This is a genomic window from Kitasatospora sp. NPDC034035 (assembly GCF_055575755.1).
On sequence record NZ_JBVISA010000005.1, the window covers coordinates 252,886 to 267,300 of the forward strand.

Below are 14,415 nucleotides of genomic sequence, written 5' to 3' on the forward strand. Positions count from 1 at the left end.
GGGTGGGCGGGCTGCCGCTATGCCGTTCCGGACCAGGCGTTGGTGCCGAGCAGGGTCTTCACGTCGGAGGCGAGGCCGTTGTCGGGGTTCACCAGGAAGCCCAGCTCGTAGAGGGTGTCCTTGTCCCAGTTGGTGGTCAGTAGGCGGACCGGCACGTCTCCGGGGTGCGCCTGGAGGGCGAGCTTGAGTTCGGCCACCTTCTCCGGGGTGATCCGGGCGGCGGGGATGCTGATCTGGACGGGCGGCTTGGTGCCGAGTTCGGCGGAGGACATGTCCAGGGTGGTGATCTCCTGGCCGAAGATGCTCAGTGAGCCGTCGCGTTCGTTGAGCCGCCCGCGGACGGAGATGACGTTGTCCTCGATCATCTGGGCGGACATGAGGTTGTAGGTGGCGGGGAAGAACAGCACCTCGACCGAGCCGTCGCGGTCGGCGAGGGTGATGATCGCCCAGGCGTTGCCGGCCTTGTTGATCCGTCGGTCGACGGCGGTGATCAGGCCGGCCAGTCGGATCTCTCCCTCGGAGCGGCCGGAGCCGAGGAGTTCGGCGATCGAGGTGTCGCGGTTGCGCGAGAGGATGTGCTCGGCGCCGTCCAGCGGGTGGCTGGAGACGTAGAGGCCGAGCATCTCCCGTTCCAGGGAGAGGAGTTGGCGGCGCGGCCATTCGCGGTCGGTGAGCTGGAAGTCGAGACCGATCGCGGGGGTGTCGGACCCGGTCTCGAGGGAGCCGAAGAGGTCGTCCTGGCCGATCGCCTGTTGCTTCTTGACGCCCGTCACGGCGTCGATCGCGCTCTCGTGCACGGTGCTGAGGGAGAGGCGGGTGTGGCCGAGGGAGTCGAAGGCGCCCGCCTTGACGAGCGAGTCGACGGTGCGCTTGTTGCACACCACCAGCTCGACCTTGTCGAGGAAGTCGGCGAACGAGGTGTACTTGCCCTGCTCCTCGCGGGTGCGCACCAGGGATTCGATGACGGGCACGCCGACGTTGCGCACGGCCTTGAGGCCGAAGCGGACGTCGCTGCCGACGGCGGTGAAGTCGACGACGGACTCGTTGACGTCGGGGGAGAGGATGCGGATGCCCATCTGCCGGCACTCGGCCAGGTAGACCGCCATCTTGTCCTTGTCGTCGGCCACCGAGGTGAGCAGTGCGGCCATGTACTCGGCCGGGTAGTTCGCCTTGAGGTAGGCGGTCTGGTAGGAGACCAGGCCGTAGGCGGCGGAGTGCGACTTGTTGAACGCGTAGCCGGCGAACGGGACCAGGACGTCCCAGACGGCCTTGATGGCCTCGTCGGAGTAGCCGCGTTCGTGGCAGCCGGCCTGGAAGGGGATGAACTCCTTCTCCAGGACCTCCTTCTTCTTCTTGCCCATGGCCCTGCGGAGCAGGTCGGCCTGGCCGAGCGAGTAGCCGGCGAGCACCTGCGCGGCTCGCTGGACCTGCTCCTGGTAGACGATCAGGCCGTAGGTCGGGCCGAGGACGTCGGCGAGCGGGGCTTCCAGCTCGGGGTGGATCGGGATGATCTCCTGCTGGCCGTTCTTGCGCAGGGCGTAGTTGGTGTGGGAGTTCATGCCCATCGGGCCGGGCCGGTAGAGCGCGGAGACGGCGGAGATGTCGGCGAACTCGGTGGGCTTCATCAGCCGCAGCAGGGCGCGCATGGGCCCGCCGTCGAGCTGGAAGACGCCCAGGGTGTCGCCGCGGGCGAGGAGTTGGTAGGTGGTGGGGTCGTCGAGCGGGATGTTCTCGATGTCGACGTCGATGCCCCGGTTGGCTTTGACGATCTTGATGCAGTGGTCGATGATCCCCAGGTTCCGCAGGCCCAGGAAGTCCATCTTGATCAGGCCCATGGCTTCGCACGACGGGTAGTCGAAGCCGGTGATGATCACGCCGTCCTTGTCCCGCATGTGCAGCGGGATCAGGTCGAGCAGCGGGGTGGAGGAGAGGATGACGGCTGCGGCGTGCACGCCGGTGCCGCGGATCAGGCCCTCGATGCCCCGCCCGGTGTCGATGATCTTGCGGACGTCCGGCTCGTTCTCGTAGAGCCCCCGGATCTCGGCGCCCTCGTTGTAGCGGGAGTGGTTCGCGTCGAACAGGTCGGCCAGCGGGACGCCCTTGCCCATCACGTCCGGCGGCATCGCCTTGGTGATCCGGTCGCCCATGGAGAACGGGTAGCCGAGGATGCGGTTGGCGTCCTTGACGGCGGCCTTGGCCTTGATCGTGCCGAAGGTGTTCACCTGGGCCGTGTAGGCGGCGCCGTACTTCTCGGTGACGTAGCGCACCATCTGGTCGCGCTGGCGGTCGTCGAAGTCGATGTCGACGTCCGGGGGGTTGATGCGCTCGGGGTTGAGGAAGCGCTCGAACAGCAGGTCGTGCTCCAGCGGATCCAGCTGGGTGATGCCGGTCAGGTAGGCGACCATCGAGCCGGCCGCCGAACCGCGGCCCGGGCCGACCGGGATGCCGTTGTCCCGCCCGTACTGGCAGATGTCGGCGACCACGAGGAAGTAGGCGTCGAACCCCATCGGGGTGATCACGCCCATCTCCAGCTCGATCCGGTCCAGCACCTCCTGGCTCGGGCTGTCGCCGTAGCGGTGCTGCAGGCCGGCGGCGATCTTCTGCCGCAGGAACGACGCCTGGGTCTCGCCCTCGGGGACGTCGAACTGCGGCATCCGGTCGACGTAGGTGAACACCTCCTCGTACGACTCGATCCGCTCGGCGATCGCCAGGGTGTTGTCACAGGCCTCGGGCAGCTCGCGGAACAGCTCCCGCATCTCCTCGGCGGTCTTGACGTAGTAGCCGGTGCCCTGGAACTTGAAGCGGTTCGGATCGTCCTTGTTCTTGCCCACGCCGACGCACAGCAGGCTGTCGTGGGCGTCCGCCTGGTCGGCGGTCACGTAGTGCGAGTCGTTGGTGGCCAGCAGGGGGATGTCCAGCTGCTTGGCGAGCCGCAGCAGGTCGTCGCGGACCTGCCGTTCGATGTCCAGGCCGTGGTCCATCAGCTCCAGGAAGTAGTTCTCCTTCCCGAAGATGTCCTGGTACGCGCCGGCGGCCTTGACCGCCTCCTCGTACTGGCCGAGCCGCAGCCGGGTCTGCACCTCGCCCGAGGGGCAGCCGGTGGTCGCGATGATGCCTTGCGCGTTCGCGGCGATCAGCTCGCGGTCCATCCGGGGCTTCATGTAGTAGCCCTCCATCGACGCGAGCGAGGAGAGCTTGAAGAGGTTCCGCAGGCCGGTGGCGTTCTGCGCCCACATCGTCATGTGGGTGTACCGGCCGCCGCCGGAGACGTCCTTGCCGCCCTCGCCGTCGGCGCCGCTCGGCCGCTGGCCGCCGGGGGACCAGAACACCTGCTTCTTCAGGAAGCGCGAGCCGGGCGCGACGTACGCCTCGATGCCGATGATCGGCTTCACGCCGGTCTTCGCGGCGGCGTGGAAGAACTCGTACGCGCCGAACATGTTGCCGTGGTCGCTCATCGCGATGGCGGGCATGCCCTGTCTCTCCGCCTCGGCGAACAGCTTCCCGTTCTTCGCGGCCCCGTCGAGCATCGAGTACTCGGTGTGGACGTGCAGGTGGGCGAAGCTGTCGGACACGGTGGGCAGGCTCCTTGCGTCGGGGCGAGATCGGACGGGGTCGGGCGCGGCGGGGGAGGGAACGCGGCGGGAAGGTGTCCACGCTAGCCGAACGAGGCGCCCGACTCGCCGGACGGGGGTCCGGAAGCACCCTGTTTGACGGCGCCCTGACGTGTGCGGCCGCGTTCGCGATGCGGCGGCGCACTGGCCGGCCATCCCCCGCTGATGCTCCGACAAGGTGGCCGTAGGTGTGTCGGGAAGCCTGGTCGGCGCGGGGGACGACTGCGGCGATCGGCGGCGGTGACCCCGACTGTCGCGACGGGGTCCTTCCGCCGATGCACGTTGTGGGGATCGTTCTCGTCCTGGTGGTTCTCGCCACGACCGTGGCCACCTTCACCCGGCGGCTGCGCGTGCCGGCGCCCTCACTGCTCGTCCTGGCGGGCGTCGCGGTGGCGCTGCTACCCGGCGTCCCCGCTCTGCACATCCCCCCGCAGACGATCGCCACGGTGGTCCTGCCGCCGCGTGACGGACCGAGGAGCTGATGGCGGCAGAGGCGCTCAGCCGGCCAGGCCGGGCAGTTCGGTGGCCCAGTCGATCAGGGTTCCTTCCGTGCCCGGCGGGACCAGGGGGAAGCTCTCCCGGCGGAGCCAGCGCCGTAGTTGGCGGGCCGGCAGGTCGATGAGGACGGTTCCGTCGGAGCCCTGGAGCATGATGCGCAGGGCGGTGCGGCCGTGACAGGGGCAGGGCGGCCAGATGCGGACGTCGCCGAGGCCGGAGGGCTTCTGCAGGCCTTCCCACAGGAGGTCGCGGGAGAACTGCCAGGTGCCCGCCTCGGCCGCGGGGCCGAGGAATTCGAGGGCGACGGCGAACGGGTCGTCGCCGCGGTAGCCGAAGCGCACCGGGATGCCGACGGACTCGTGTTCGCCGAGGACGAGTCGGGCGTCGAGGACGATGTCGGTGCTGGTGGCCTCCGGCCGGGGCTGGGGACTGGGCAGCGGGTGGGGCGCGGGCATGGATTCTCCTGGGTCGGTGCCGACGGCGGCGTGATGCTCGAGCCTCGGGCCCTGGGAGCTGCCGGGAACAGGGGGAGGCGGGTCGCTCTCCAGGCTAGGAAGGCGGTGTCGGCGGAGATGTTCCGGCGGTGTACCGCGACGTGACGGTCCGTGCACCGTTCGGTCGACGTGCGGGCGGGGGCGGGGGCTTCCTCCTGCCGGGTCCGTGCTGCCCGGTGGTCGGGGGCCGGCGTGTTCAGGGGTCTGCCCCGGCCGGGGTGAGCGTGCTGACCGATGGCCCAACTCCGCTGGAGTGAAGGACTGTTCGCGTGGCACCGGGGTTCCTGGGGCGTCGCGTACCGGGCTCTGCCGGGAGGGGGTGCCGCCCGGGCGCAGTGGTGTCCGGGCCGGGCGGGGTCGGGGAGTCCTCGGTCTGTCGAAGGTTTGTCCCTCTCGTTTCGCTCCTTGTATGAAGGGCGCCGGGAGGTTTTTGATCATGACGAGGTTGATTCAGCGCGCGCGTTCGGGAGGCGAGGCGCTCCAGGCGCTGGTGGACGCTCTGGCCGAGGAGCTGGGGCGTTCGGTCGTCCTCGACGACCCGCTGGTGCGGATGATCTGCACCAGCCGGCACTTCGGTGACGAGGACCGGGTGCGGGTACGGACGCTGCTGCAGGGCATCGCGGACGACGAGGCCATCCGCTACGTGCTGTCGCAGGGGGTCGCCGAGTGGAGGGTCCCGGGAGTCCTGCCGGGCCGCGACGACCTGGGGCTGCGGCCGCGCTACTGCGTCCCGATCCGCGAGCGGGGCCACCTGCTGGGCATCCTCATGGTCGTGGCGACGGGGGAACCGCTCACGGCGGCCGACACCGCGGCCATCGACCGGGCCGCCCGCGCCGTGGCAACCGAGATGTACGCCGAGCGCCTGGCCTCGGACGTCGACGAGGAGCAGACCCGCCGGCTGGTCAACCAGCTGGTCGGCCCGGACTCGGCGCTGCGCTGCGCCGCGCACCAGCGCCTGGTCGACGACGGCCTCCTCCCGGCGGGCCCCCACGTCGTGGTGACCAGCGTGGCCGTCTCCGGGCAGCGGGGGCCTTCCGGTCAGGTCTCGGTGGCACTGCGCGCCGCGCTGGAGCCGTTCCGGCGGACCCGTACGGCCCGTGGCCTGTGGGCGGTGGAGCAGGACCGGGCGGTCCTGGTGCAGGTCTTCGAACGGGAACCGGCGGAGGACGACCTGGAGGTGCAGTGCCGCGGCGTCGTCCGCTCCCTGGAGACCTTCCTGGACCCGGGCTCGGTCACGGTGGTGGGCGTGGGCGGCCGCCAGACCGAGCTGGCCGGCGCGTGGATCTCCCACGACCAGGCCCGGGTGGCCGCCCGCGCGGCCCATCGGCTGCCGCGGCTGCGGGGCGTCGGCGACTGGGAGCGGCTCGGGGAGTACGCCGTCCTCCTCCAACTGCCCGCCGGCGCGCTCGACGGCACCCTCGTGCCGAAGCCGCTGCGGCGGCTGCTGGACGGCGGTGGCAGCTCCCGCCTGGAGGAGACCCTGCGCTGCTTCCTGGAGAACGCGGGCTCGGTGCCCAAGACGGCGGAGGCCCTGGAAGTCCACCGCACCTCGCTGTACTACCGCCTGCGGCAGATCCAGGAGATCACGGGCCTGGACCTGGACAACGGCGCGCACCGCCTCGTCCTGCACCTGGGGCTGCGGGTGTGGGACCTGCTGCAGGTGCCCCCGCAGAGGTCGGCCTGACCTGCGGCATCGTCGGAGCGCGCCGTTGGCTGTGTCGAAGCGCCTCGTTGCTACAGAGCGATGAAGCTCCGTCAGGCAATCCCTACGTCGGTCGGTGGTCAACGAGCGGGACGCGCCGCGAGAATCCTCCCTACGAGCTGCCGCTCATCCCCGGAGACCTGCGGGTTCCGGACTTCCCGAACGGACATGAACGAGCACCATGCATGAACTGATCACGAACGACGGTGTGCGCCTGGCCTACCGCGACAGCGGCGGCGACGGGGTCCCGCTGGTCATGCTCCACGGCTGGGGACAGACGCAGGAGATGTTCCGCCACCAGTTCGAGGCGCCGGCACCGGGCCGACGCCTCGTGACGGTGGACTTCCGGGGCCACGGCCGCTCCGGCAAGCCGCGCCACGGCTACCGCATCGCCCGTCTGGCCCGCGACGTCCTCGACCTGGTCGACCACCTGGGCCTGGACACCTTCGACGCGCTGGGCTGGTCGATGGGCGCCTCGGTGTGGTGGAGCTTCATCGACCAGCACGGCACCGGCCGCATCCGCCGGTTCGTCGTGGTCGACCAGCCGGCCGCCGTGGCGGCCGTGCCCTGGATGGCGGCGGCCGAACAGCGCGAATCCGGCGCCATCTTCGACATGGCCGGGCTCCTGGAGCTGGGCGCCGCCCTCGCCGGGCCCGACGGTGCGAAGGTCCGCGAGGACTTCGTCCGCTCGATGTTCAGCGGCGACACCGACCCCGAGCTGCTCGCCTTCGTGACCGAGGAGATCCGCTCCACCCCGGCGTACGCGGGCGTCCCGCTGCTCTTCGACCACTGCGCCCAGGACTGGCGCGACACCCTCGACCGCATCGACGTACCGACCCTGGTCCTCGGCTGCGAGGGAAGCCACGTGGACCCCGCCTCCCAGCGCTACCTCGCCGAGCGGATCCCCGCTGCCCGCCTCCACGTGTTCCCGGCGGACGTCGCGAGCTCGCACTTCCCGTTCCTGGAGAACCCCGAAGAGTTCAACGCCGTCGTCGAGAGGTTCCTCTCCTGAACGCCCCGCCGCCGGAGGTACCACCACCGACCGCCGAGCGGTGAAACACCCTTCCCAGCACCCGTACAGCACCACAAGAACCGGTCGGAGCCTCCCGTGATCCCGTCGGGTCCCTCACCCATGCCCGAAACCCCCGCGCCCGAAGCCCAAGTCCACCAGCCTGACCAGGCCGCCCCCGGCGGCGGCAACGGCTGCATCGACATCCTCTCCCCACCGCCGGGCGCCGACCCCGAGGACTGCCTCTACGTCGCCCTGCACGTCCACGGCGCGGCCTCGGTCCGCCGCCACGGCGTCAGCACCGTCCTGGCCCCCGGGGACCTGCTGATCGGCACCACCCCGCACCCGGCCGGCCTGCTGCAGGACGCCGAATGCCGGATGGTCCGGTTCCGTGTCCCCTGCTTCTACCTGGGCGTCCGGCCCAGCGACGTCCGGCGCACGGGCGGTCTGATGGCCCGGGGAGTCGAGGGCATCGGCTCGCTCGCCTCCCAGTTCCTGCGGACCCTCGCCACCCAGGCCCGCGCCCACCGCGCCCGGCCGGGCAACCACCTCGCGCGCAGCGTCTCCGACATCGTCGCCATCCTGGTGACCGACCTGCTCGAACGGGAGAACCCGGAGCACCCGACCGGCGCGGCCGAGATCCTCGCCCGGATCCGCGCCCACATCGAGGAGAACCTCGCCGACCCGGACCTCTCGCCCGAGTCGATCGCCCGGTCGCAGCACATCTCGGTGCGCTACCTGCACAAGCTCTTCCAGCAGGACGGGACGACCGTGGGCCAGTGGGTACGGCAGCGGCGCCTCGACGCCTGCCGCCGGGAGCTGGAGCGCCCGTCCCGCCGACAGAGCAGCGTCTCCGCCGTCGCGCACCGGTGGGGCTTCGTCAGCCACTCCCACTTCAGCCGGACGTTCCGCGAGGCCTACGGGGTCTCCCCCCGGCAGTGGCAGGCCTACGCCGCAGAGACCGACGGCCGCCACCCGGCCTCCTGATCCGGAAGGCACTCATGCACTCCACCAAACCCACCGTCGTGCTCGTCCACGACGGCTGCTCCGACGCCACCACCTGGTTCGGTGTCATCGCCGAACTCCACCGGCGCGGCCTGACCGTCCTCGCCGCCGCGAACCCGCTGCGCGGACTCGCCCACGACGCCGCCTACCTGGCCTCCGTCCTCGCCGACATCGACGGTCCCGTCGTCCTGGTCGGCCACTCCTACGGCGGCGCCGTGATCACGGAGGCCGGAACCGACCCCAGCGTCGTCGCGCTGGTGTACGTGGCCGCCTACCTCCCCGACGTGGGCGAGAGCTACGACGCGCTCGCGGGCCGCTTCACCCCCTCGCCGGTCCTCGCGCAACTGCGGCGCACCGCGCTCACCACGACCGACGCCGGCCGGGCGACGGAGCTCACCGTGCCCAGGGAGTGCTTCCAGCCGCTCGTCGCCGCGGACCTCGACCGGGAGGTCGCGCAGGTGCTCGCCGCGATCCAACGCCCCGTCGCCGAGCGGGTGCTCACCGATACGCCCACGGCGGCGGCCTGGCGCACCAAGCCGTCGTGGGCCCTGGTGACCGGCGCCGACCAGGCACTGCCCCCGCCGGTCCAGCGGTTCACGGCGAGTCGCGCCGGCTCCACCGTCCTCGAACTGCCCGACGCCTCCCACGCCGTGGCTGTCTCCCAGCCGACGACGGTCGCCGAACTCATCCACGACGCCGTCAGGTCGGCTTCCGGATGCCGTAGCCGGTGACGGTCCGGGGGCTGATCACCGGTCGGTGTGGATCTCCGCCGTGTAGCCGCCCGGGAACTGGACGACGGCGCTGTCCCGGCCGCCCGCCGAGACCGGTCCCCACAGCACCGAGGCGCCGGCGGCCTCGGCCCGCTCCAGGGTGGCGCCGAGGTCGGGCACGCCGTAGCCGGTGAGCTCCCGGCCGAAGGGGCTCGGCAGGTGGCCGTCCGTCACCGTGACCGTGGTGGCGCCGAAACCGGAGGTGAGGCGGACGAGCCGGTACGTCGTCCCGGGCAGGCCGATCGCGGCGCCGTCGGCGCGCCGGTCGTCGGAGACGATGCGGCCCTTGGTGAAGGCGAGGTAGCTGTCCAGGAAGGCGCCTACGGAGTCCGGCGACAGGTAGAGCCGGTTCTCCGGCACGCTCGTCAGGCCGGGGTAGGACGGCGGGGTGGTGTGCACGTAGAGCTGGGCGTTGATCCCGCCGGGGAACTGGACGACGGCGTCGCGCCCGATCGGGTCGGCGAAGGGGGCCACGGTCACGGCCGCGCCGTCGGCGCGGGCGGCCCGGACCGCCTGGTCGAGGTCGGTCACCAGCCAGCCGGTGCGCTCGGTGCCGAAGGGGTACGGGACGGGCGTGGTGTAGTCGAACACCGACAGGGTGCCGACCGGGGAGACGACCAGTTCGGACAGCGTCCGGCTGGGCGTCGGGGTCACCTGGGTGGAGACGGGCCCGATCGTGGTGCCGCCGAAGGTGGACACCCAACTGGCCACGAACGCCTGCTCGGTGCCGGGTGCGACGTACACGTGGGTGGAGTCGTACTGCGGGCCGACGGCGAACTGCCGGTGCGAGCCCGGCGGCTTCGCGGGGCCGGGGGTGCTCTGGGCCGCCGAGGCGGTGGGGACCGCCGTGAGTGCGGCGATCGCCGCCACCAGCGGGACCATGCGGCGGGTGAAACGAAGCTTCACGGGTGACCTCCTGGTCGTGGTTCGAGACCCGCGCCCGGCGTCCACGGAAGGGGACGCCGGGCGCGGGTCTCTGGTCGGTCGGTCGGTCAGGCTGTGCTGTCAGCGGACCGGCGGGCGGGCGGACGGCCGCGGTCGGGGGAGCCGCGGCCGTCCGGGTCACTTGGCGAGGAAGGCCAGCAGCGCGGTGTTCACTTCCTCGGCGTGGGTCCACAGCAGGCCGTGCGGCGCGCCCTCGATCTCCACGTACTCGGCGGAGGGCAGGGCCCGGTGGAAGACGCGGGCGGTGTTCTCGATGGGCAGGGTGCGGTCGCCGGTGCCGTGCAGGATCAGGGCGGGCACGTCGATGCGGGGGATGTCACCGCGGAAGTCCGTGTACCAGGTGCTCGGTGCGGCCGAGGCGGCGTAGGAGCCGCCGGAGGCCGCGGTGTTCCAGCTGTTGCGGACGGCCTCCTCGCTGATCCGGGTGCCGAGGTTCTCGTCCAGGTTGTAGAAGCCCTTGAAGAAGTCGGTGTAGAAGGCATACCGGTCGGCCTTCACGGCGGCGACGATGCCGTCGAAGAACTCCTGCGGGGCGGCGCCGTCGGGGTTGTCGTCGGTCTTGAGCAGGAACGGCTCCAGGGAGGCCAGGAAGGCGACCTTGGCGACCCGCTCGGAGCCGTAGGTCGACACGTACCGGGCGACCTCGCCGGTGCCCATGGAGAAGCCGACCAGTACGGCGTCCCGCAGGTCCAGGGTCTCCAGCACGGTGTTCAGGTCGGCGGCGAAGGTGTCGTAGTCGTAGCCGGTGGTGGGCTGCGAGGACTGGCCGAAGCCGCGACGGTCGTAGGTGATGACCCGGTAGCCGGCGTCGAGCAGCGCGGCGCTCTGCCGCTCCCAGGAGCGCCCGTCCAGCGGGAACCCGTGGATCAGGACGACCGGCTGACCGGTGCCGTGGTCCTCGTAGAAAAGGTCGATGGAGGTGGAGTTCTCCTGGCCAACGGTGATGAACGGCATGGGTTTTCCCGTTTCTCTCGGACAGCGTGTGGGCTGCTGATGGGCCTCACGTTAGGGGCGGCCGGTGGCGGTCGATGGCCTGTGAGAGCACACGGTGTCGTCCGAGAGTGCCGCAGACGGATCGACCGGCGTTGCAATGATCCAGCGCATCTGACGCAGTGTCAGCCACTGTGCGCTGACCGGCTGTGGGCGGTGCGCCGTCGGAACAGGCCCCGGGCCGGGGCGTTTCTACGCTGATGCCGCCTCGCGCACGGCGTCGGACCTCCGGCGCGGTGCGCATGCCCCGAAGAAAGCAGCGATCTTGAGGATTCAGTCATGACGACGAATGACACACCCACCGTCGTGCTCGTGCACGGCGCCTTCGCCGATGCCTCCAGCTTCGCCCGGGTCATCCCCGAGCTGCTGGCCGAGGGGCTGAAGGTGGTGGCGCCGGCCGTGCCCAACCGCAGTCTGGTCGGCGATTCCGCCTACATCGCGTCGGTGGTCCGGCAGATCCCCGGGCCGGTCGTGCTGGTCGGCCACTCCTACGGCGGCGCCGTGATCACCGTGGCGGGCGCCGAGGAGAACGTCAAGGCGCTGGTGTACCTCGCGGGTTACGCGTTGGAGGAGGGCGAGAGCCTGGGTGAGCTGCAGGGCCGCTTCCCCGCGTCCGAGCTCGCCTCCGCCCTGGTGTACACCCCCTTCCCGCTGGAGGGCGGGGACGGCGAGGGCACCGACGTCTCGGTGGAGGTCGACCGTCTTCCGGCGATCTTCGCGGCCGACGTCGACCCCGGTCGGGCCCGGGTCCTCGCGGTCTCCCAGCGGCCGCTCGCCGCAGCGGCGTTCGGCGAGGCCGCACCCACCGCCGCGTGGCGGACCAAGCCCTCCTGGGGGATCGTGGCCGGCGCCGACCGGACCATCAACCCCGACGTCCAGCGGTTCGGCTACCGGCGCGCCGGGGCAGCCACGGTCGAGGTCGACTCCTCGCACCTGGTGATGCTCTCCCACCCCGGGCGGGTCGCCGACGTGATCCGCGAAGCCGTCCGGTCCGTGGACAACTGACACCCCCCCCGAAACAGTGACAGGAGCACCATGACCAACCAGCCACGCCTCCACCAACACGGCCCCGAGATGCAGGAGTTCGGCACCGTCACCCAGCTGCCGATCGCGCTCTCCCACGACGCCCGACAGTACTCGGCCCAGCGGCTCAACCGCGTCCTCGCGGACACCCAGTTCCTGTACGCGCTGTACAAGAAGTACCACTGGGGCATGCGCGGGCCGACCGCCTACCAGCTGCACCTGCTCTTCGACAAGCACGCCCAGGAACAGCTGGAGCTGGTCGACGCGCTCGCCGAACGGGTGCAGATGCTCGGCGGTGTCGCCGTCGGCGACCCCCGTCACGCCGCCGAGATCACGGGCGTCCCGCGCCCGCCGGACGGCATCGAGGGCGTGCCGTCGATGCTCTCGCGCCTCCTCGACGCACACGAGACCATCCTCGCCGACGCCCGCGACGCCGCCACCCGCACGGCGCGGCTCGGCGACGACGGCACCCAGGACCTCCTGGTCTCCCAGATCATCCGCACCGGCGAGACCCAGGTCTGGTTCCTCGCCGAGCACCTCGTCGTCACCCCCGAGACGGGGGTGTGACGGCAGGCCGGGCCCTCCGATGGCGGGCCCGGCCTCGGCCGGCGGCTGTGCGGGAACCGGGAACCGGGACCCGGCTGTGCGCGTACCCCAGGGGCGGGTGCGCGCACAGCCGGGTCCCGATGCGTTGCGTCACCGCCGGGTCCGGGCCTCTGCGTGGGTTTCCGGGTTCGTGGCGCCGAAGGGTTCGAACCGCAACGAGCTCGGGCCCCTGGACACGGGCGTGTCCAGGGGCCCGAGCTCGTCGGGGGCGCCGCTGCCGTCAGGCCCGGTGCAGGGCGAGCCGGGTGGCCAGGCCGCCGCCCACGCCGGCGAGGACAGCCACGGGCAGCCACCACAGCGGCCAGTGCGCCAGGCCGAGGGCGCCGTCGACCGACCACTGTCCGGGGCCGGTGGCGGCCAGCGCCGCGCCGATGGTGATCAGGACGAACGGGTACTCGTACCCGTCGTGCTGCACCCACAGCCCGTGGGGCCACTTGACGGTCAGGGCGACCGTCATCACCCCCGTGGCGCCGGCGGCGGCCAGCGGGGTGAGCAGACCGAGGGCCAGCATCAGCCCGGCCCCGATCTGGGTGCCGCCGGCGGCTATCGCGGTGAGCTTGCCGCCGCGGAAGCCGTCACCCCGGAATTCGGCCGTGCCGCCGTCCAGTCCGCTGCCGCCGAGGTGGAAGCTGACCTTCTGGACGCCGTGGCCCGCGATCAGCAGGCCGGCGACCAGGCGCAGCAGGAGAAGACCCGTGTTCATGTCGGACTCCGTCGGGGTCGGTGGCGGGCCGTCAGCCGGCGGCGTGCGGGTTGATCATGGACTGGGCGTAGACGATGCCCATGCCGTAGGCGCCGCCGTGCTCCTTGACCAGGTCCGTCACGGCGACGTAGGTCTCGGCGCGGGCCCAGTCACGCTGGAGTTCCAGAAGCACCTGCACCCAGGTGACGGGCACGGCGCCGGCGGCGGTCATCCGCTGCAGGGCGTGCTCGTGGGCCCGCGGGCTGACGCCGCCGGAGGCGTCGGCGACGACGTACACCTCGTAGCCCTGCTCCAGCGCCGAGAGCGCCGGCAGGACCAGGCAGACCTCGGTCCACAGGCCGGACAGGATGATCTTGTGGCGGCCGGTCGCCTTGACCGCCTCGACCAGCGCCTCGTCCTCCCAGGCGTTCATGCTGGTCCGGTCGATGACCTCCTGCTCGGGGAAGACCGCCTGCAACTGCGGGAGGATCGGTCCGGAGAAGGACTCGGCCGCGACGGTGGACAGCACCACCGGGACGTCGAAGATCTTCGCGGCCTTCGCCAGGCCGACGGTGGAGTTGATGATGGAGGTGCGGTCACCGCTGCCGGTGCCGAAGAACATCTGCGGCTGGTGATCGACGAACAGCATCATCGCGTTGTCCGGGGTGAGCAGGTCGGGGCTCGGAGCGGCGTGGACCTGGGTGAAGTCGACCATGGTTCTTCTCTCTTCTGAGGGATGCAGGGAATCTGCAGGGAATCGGCAGCGGATTGGCAGCGCATCTGCCGCGCATCTGCAGCGGGTCTGCGGGGAGTCAGCGGGGAATTCGCCTGGGAAGGCGATTCATTGACGCTGCATCAGTTCCGGCTGTGTCAGCCGCGATCCGGATCATCCGGGGCGGCACGACAGCGACGTTAGTCGGCGATCGGCCGGTGGTTCTGCTCGCTGTGCGCCCTGGACTGTTCCGACAACGCACGGTAGGTCGGCGCCGCGTCCGGCCCCGACCGCAGTGCGCTGCGGGGCAAGTCGCGATGCGCTGCGAAGTGCGTCGGGTGCCGGTCTGCTGCCTAGGTTTCGCCGGG

The 14,415-nt window shown here is 71.2% G+C and carries 13 protein-coding genes; 7 read left to right on the top strand and 6 right to left on the bottom strand.

What is annotated here, in order from left to right; genetic code table 11:
- Window positions 1-17: 17 nt before the first annotated feature.
- Entirely contained in the window at window positions 18-3,572 is a 3,555-nt protein-coding gene (gene dnaE / locus ACZ52J_RS09840) for a DNA polymerase III subunit alpha (RefSeq protein ID WP_465617244.1), read from the bottom strand.
- Between the two features lie 314 nt (window positions 3,573-3,886).
- Between dnaE and ACZ52J_RS09845 the strand changes: the two genes are divergently transcribed.
- Window positions 3,887-4,093 (top strand): hypothetical protein, encoded by a 207-nt coding sequence (locus ACZ52J_RS09845; protein ID WP_465617246.1) that lies wholly within the window; start codon window positions 3,887-3,889, stop codon window positions 4,091-4,093.
- A 15-nt stretch (window positions 4,094-4,108) separates the two neighbouring features.
- On the opposite strand, the gene ACZ52J_RS09850 is transcribed toward ACZ52J_RS09845, so the two are convergent.
- Entirely contained in the window at window positions 4,109-4,564 is a 456-nt protein-coding gene (locus tag ACZ52J_RS09850; protein WP_465617248.1) for an SsgA family sporulation/cell division regulator, read from the bottom strand.
- Window positions 4,565-5,039: 475 nt separating this feature from the next.
- On the opposite strand from ACZ52J_RS09850, the gene ACZ52J_RS09855 reads away from it, so the two are divergent.
- The 4 genes from ACZ52J_RS09855 to ACZ52J_RS09870 all read left to right on the top strand — a co-directional run bounded on the left by ACZ52J_RS09855 (window position 5,040) and on the right by ACZ52J_RS09870 (window position 9,050).
- Window positions 5,040-6,287: a PucR family transcriptional regulator gene (locus tag ACZ52J_RS09855; protein ID WP_465617250.1), complete on the top strand. Its 1,248-nt coding sequence runs from the start codon at window positions 5,040-5,042 to the stop codon at window positions 6,285-6,287.
- A gap of 199 nt (window positions 6,288-6,486) precedes the next feature.
- Window positions 6,487-7,317 carry an alpha/beta fold hydrolase gene (locus tag ACZ52J_RS09860; RefSeq protein ID WP_465617252.1) on the top strand — a complete coding sequence of 277 codons (831 nt, stop codon included), beginning with the start codon at window positions 6,487-6,489 and terminating at the stop codon, window positions 7,315-7,317.
- A gap of 120 nt (window positions 7,318-7,437) precedes the next feature.
- Window positions 7,438-8,301 (top strand): helix-turn-helix domain-containing protein, encoded by an 864-nt coding sequence (locus tag ACZ52J_RS09865; protein ID WP_465617254.1) that lies wholly within the window; start codon window positions 7,438-7,440, stop codon window positions 8,299-8,301.
- A gap of 14 nt (window positions 8,302-8,315) precedes the next feature.
- On the top strand, window positions 8,316-9,050 hold the full coding sequence (locus ACZ52J_RS09870; RefSeq protein WP_465617256.1) for an alpha/beta fold hydrolase: 735 nt from the start codon (window positions 8,316-8,318) through the stop codon (window positions 9,048-9,050).
- A gap of 15 nt (window positions 9,051-9,065) precedes the next feature.
- Here the strand turns inward: ACZ52J_RS09870 and ACZ52J_RS09875 are convergent, their stop codons facing one another.
- Both ACZ52J_RS09875 and ACZ52J_RS09880 read right to left on the bottom strand, forming a co-directional pair.
- Window positions 9,066-9,995: a VOC family protein gene (locus tag ACZ52J_RS09875; RefSeq protein ID WP_465617258.1), complete on the bottom strand. Its 930-nt coding sequence runs from the start codon at window positions 9,993-9,995 to the stop codon at window positions 9,066-9,068.
- 156 nt (window positions 9,996-10,151) lie between these two features.
- Window positions 10,152-10,988 (bottom strand): alpha/beta fold hydrolase, encoded by an 837-nt coding sequence (locus ACZ52J_RS09880; protein WP_360492174.1) that lies wholly within the window; start codon window positions 10,986-10,988, stop codon window positions 10,152-10,154.
- Between the two features lie 315 nt (window positions 10,989-11,303).
- Between ACZ52J_RS09880 and ACZ52J_RS09885 the strand changes: the two genes are divergently transcribed.
- On the top strand, window positions 11,304-12,029 hold the full coding sequence (locus ACZ52J_RS09885) for an alpha/beta fold hydrolase (RefSeq protein WP_465617260.1): 726 nt from the start codon (window positions 11,304-11,306) through the stop codon (window positions 12,027-12,029).
- 30 nt (window positions 12,030-12,059) lie between these two features.
- Window positions 12,060-12,614 (top strand): Dps family protein, encoded by a 555-nt coding sequence (locus ACZ52J_RS09890; protein WP_465617262.1) that lies wholly within the window; start codon window positions 12,060-12,062, stop codon window positions 12,612-12,614.
- 259 nt (window positions 12,615-12,873) lie between these two features.
- On the opposite strand, the gene ACZ52J_RS09895 is transcribed toward ACZ52J_RS09890, so the two are convergent.
- Both ACZ52J_RS09895 and ACZ52J_RS09900 read right to left on the bottom strand, forming a co-directional pair.
- Window positions 12,874-13,356, bottom strand: a complete 483-nt coding sequence (locus tag ACZ52J_RS09895; RefSeq protein WP_465617264.1) for a DoxX family protein — start codon at window positions 13,354-13,356, stop codon at window positions 12,874-12,876.
- Between the two features lie 31 nt (window positions 13,357-13,387).
- Window positions 13,388-14,050: a hydrolase gene (locus ACZ52J_RS09900; protein ID WP_465617265.1), complete on the bottom strand. Its 663-nt coding sequence runs from the start codon at window positions 14,048-14,050 to the stop codon at window positions 13,388-13,390.
- Between the last annotated feature and the right edge of the window lie 365 nt (window positions 14,051-14,415).

Excerpts from the sequence above, each read along its gene's own strand:
- ACZ52J_RS09900 (WP_465617265.1), bottom strand. The coding sequence starts at position 14,050 with ATGGTCGACTTCACCCAGGTCCACGCCGCTCCGAGCCCCGACCTGCTC.
- ACZ52J_RS09880 (WP_360492174.1), bottom strand. The coding sequence starts at position 10,988 with ATGCCGTTCATCACCGTTGGCCAGGAGAACTCCACCTCCATCGACCTT.
- ACZ52J_RS09895 (WP_465617264.1), bottom strand. The coding sequence starts at position 13,356 with ATGAACACGGGTCTTCTCCTGCTGCGCCTGGTCGCCGGCCTGCTGATC.
- ACZ52J_RS09870 (WP_465617256.1), top strand. The coding sequence starts at position 8,316 with ATGCACTCCACCAAACCCACCGTCGTGCTCGTCCACGACGGCTGCTCC.
- ACZ52J_RS09855 (WP_465617250.1), top strand. The coding sequence starts at position 5,040 with ATGACGAGGTTGATTCAGCGCGCGCGTTCGGGAGGCGAGGCGCTCCAG.
- ACZ52J_RS09890 (WP_465617262.1), top strand. The coding sequence starts at position 12,060 with ATGACCAACCAGCCACGCCTCCACCAACACGGCCCCGAGATGCAGGAG.
- ACZ52J_RS09845 (WP_465617246.1), top strand. The coding sequence starts at position 3,887 with ATGCACGTTGTGGGGATCGTTCTCGTCCTGGTGGTTCTCGCCACGACC.
- ACZ52J_RS09865 (WP_465617254.1), top strand. The coding sequence starts at position 7,438 with ATGCCCGAAACCCCCGCGCCCGAAGCCCAAGTCCACCAGCCTGACCAG.
- ACZ52J_RS09860 (WP_465617252.1), top strand. The coding sequence starts at position 6,487 with ATGCATGAACTGATCACGAACGACGGTGTGCGCCTGGCCTACCGCGAC.
- ACZ52J_RS09850 (WP_465617248.1), bottom strand. The coding sequence starts at position 4,564 with ATGCCCGCGCCCCACCCGCTGCCCAGTCCCCAGCCCCGGCCGGAGGCC.
- ACZ52J_RS09885 (WP_465617260.1), top strand. The coding sequence starts at position 11,304 with ATGACGACGAATGACACACCCACCGTCGTGCTCGTGCACGGCGCCTTC.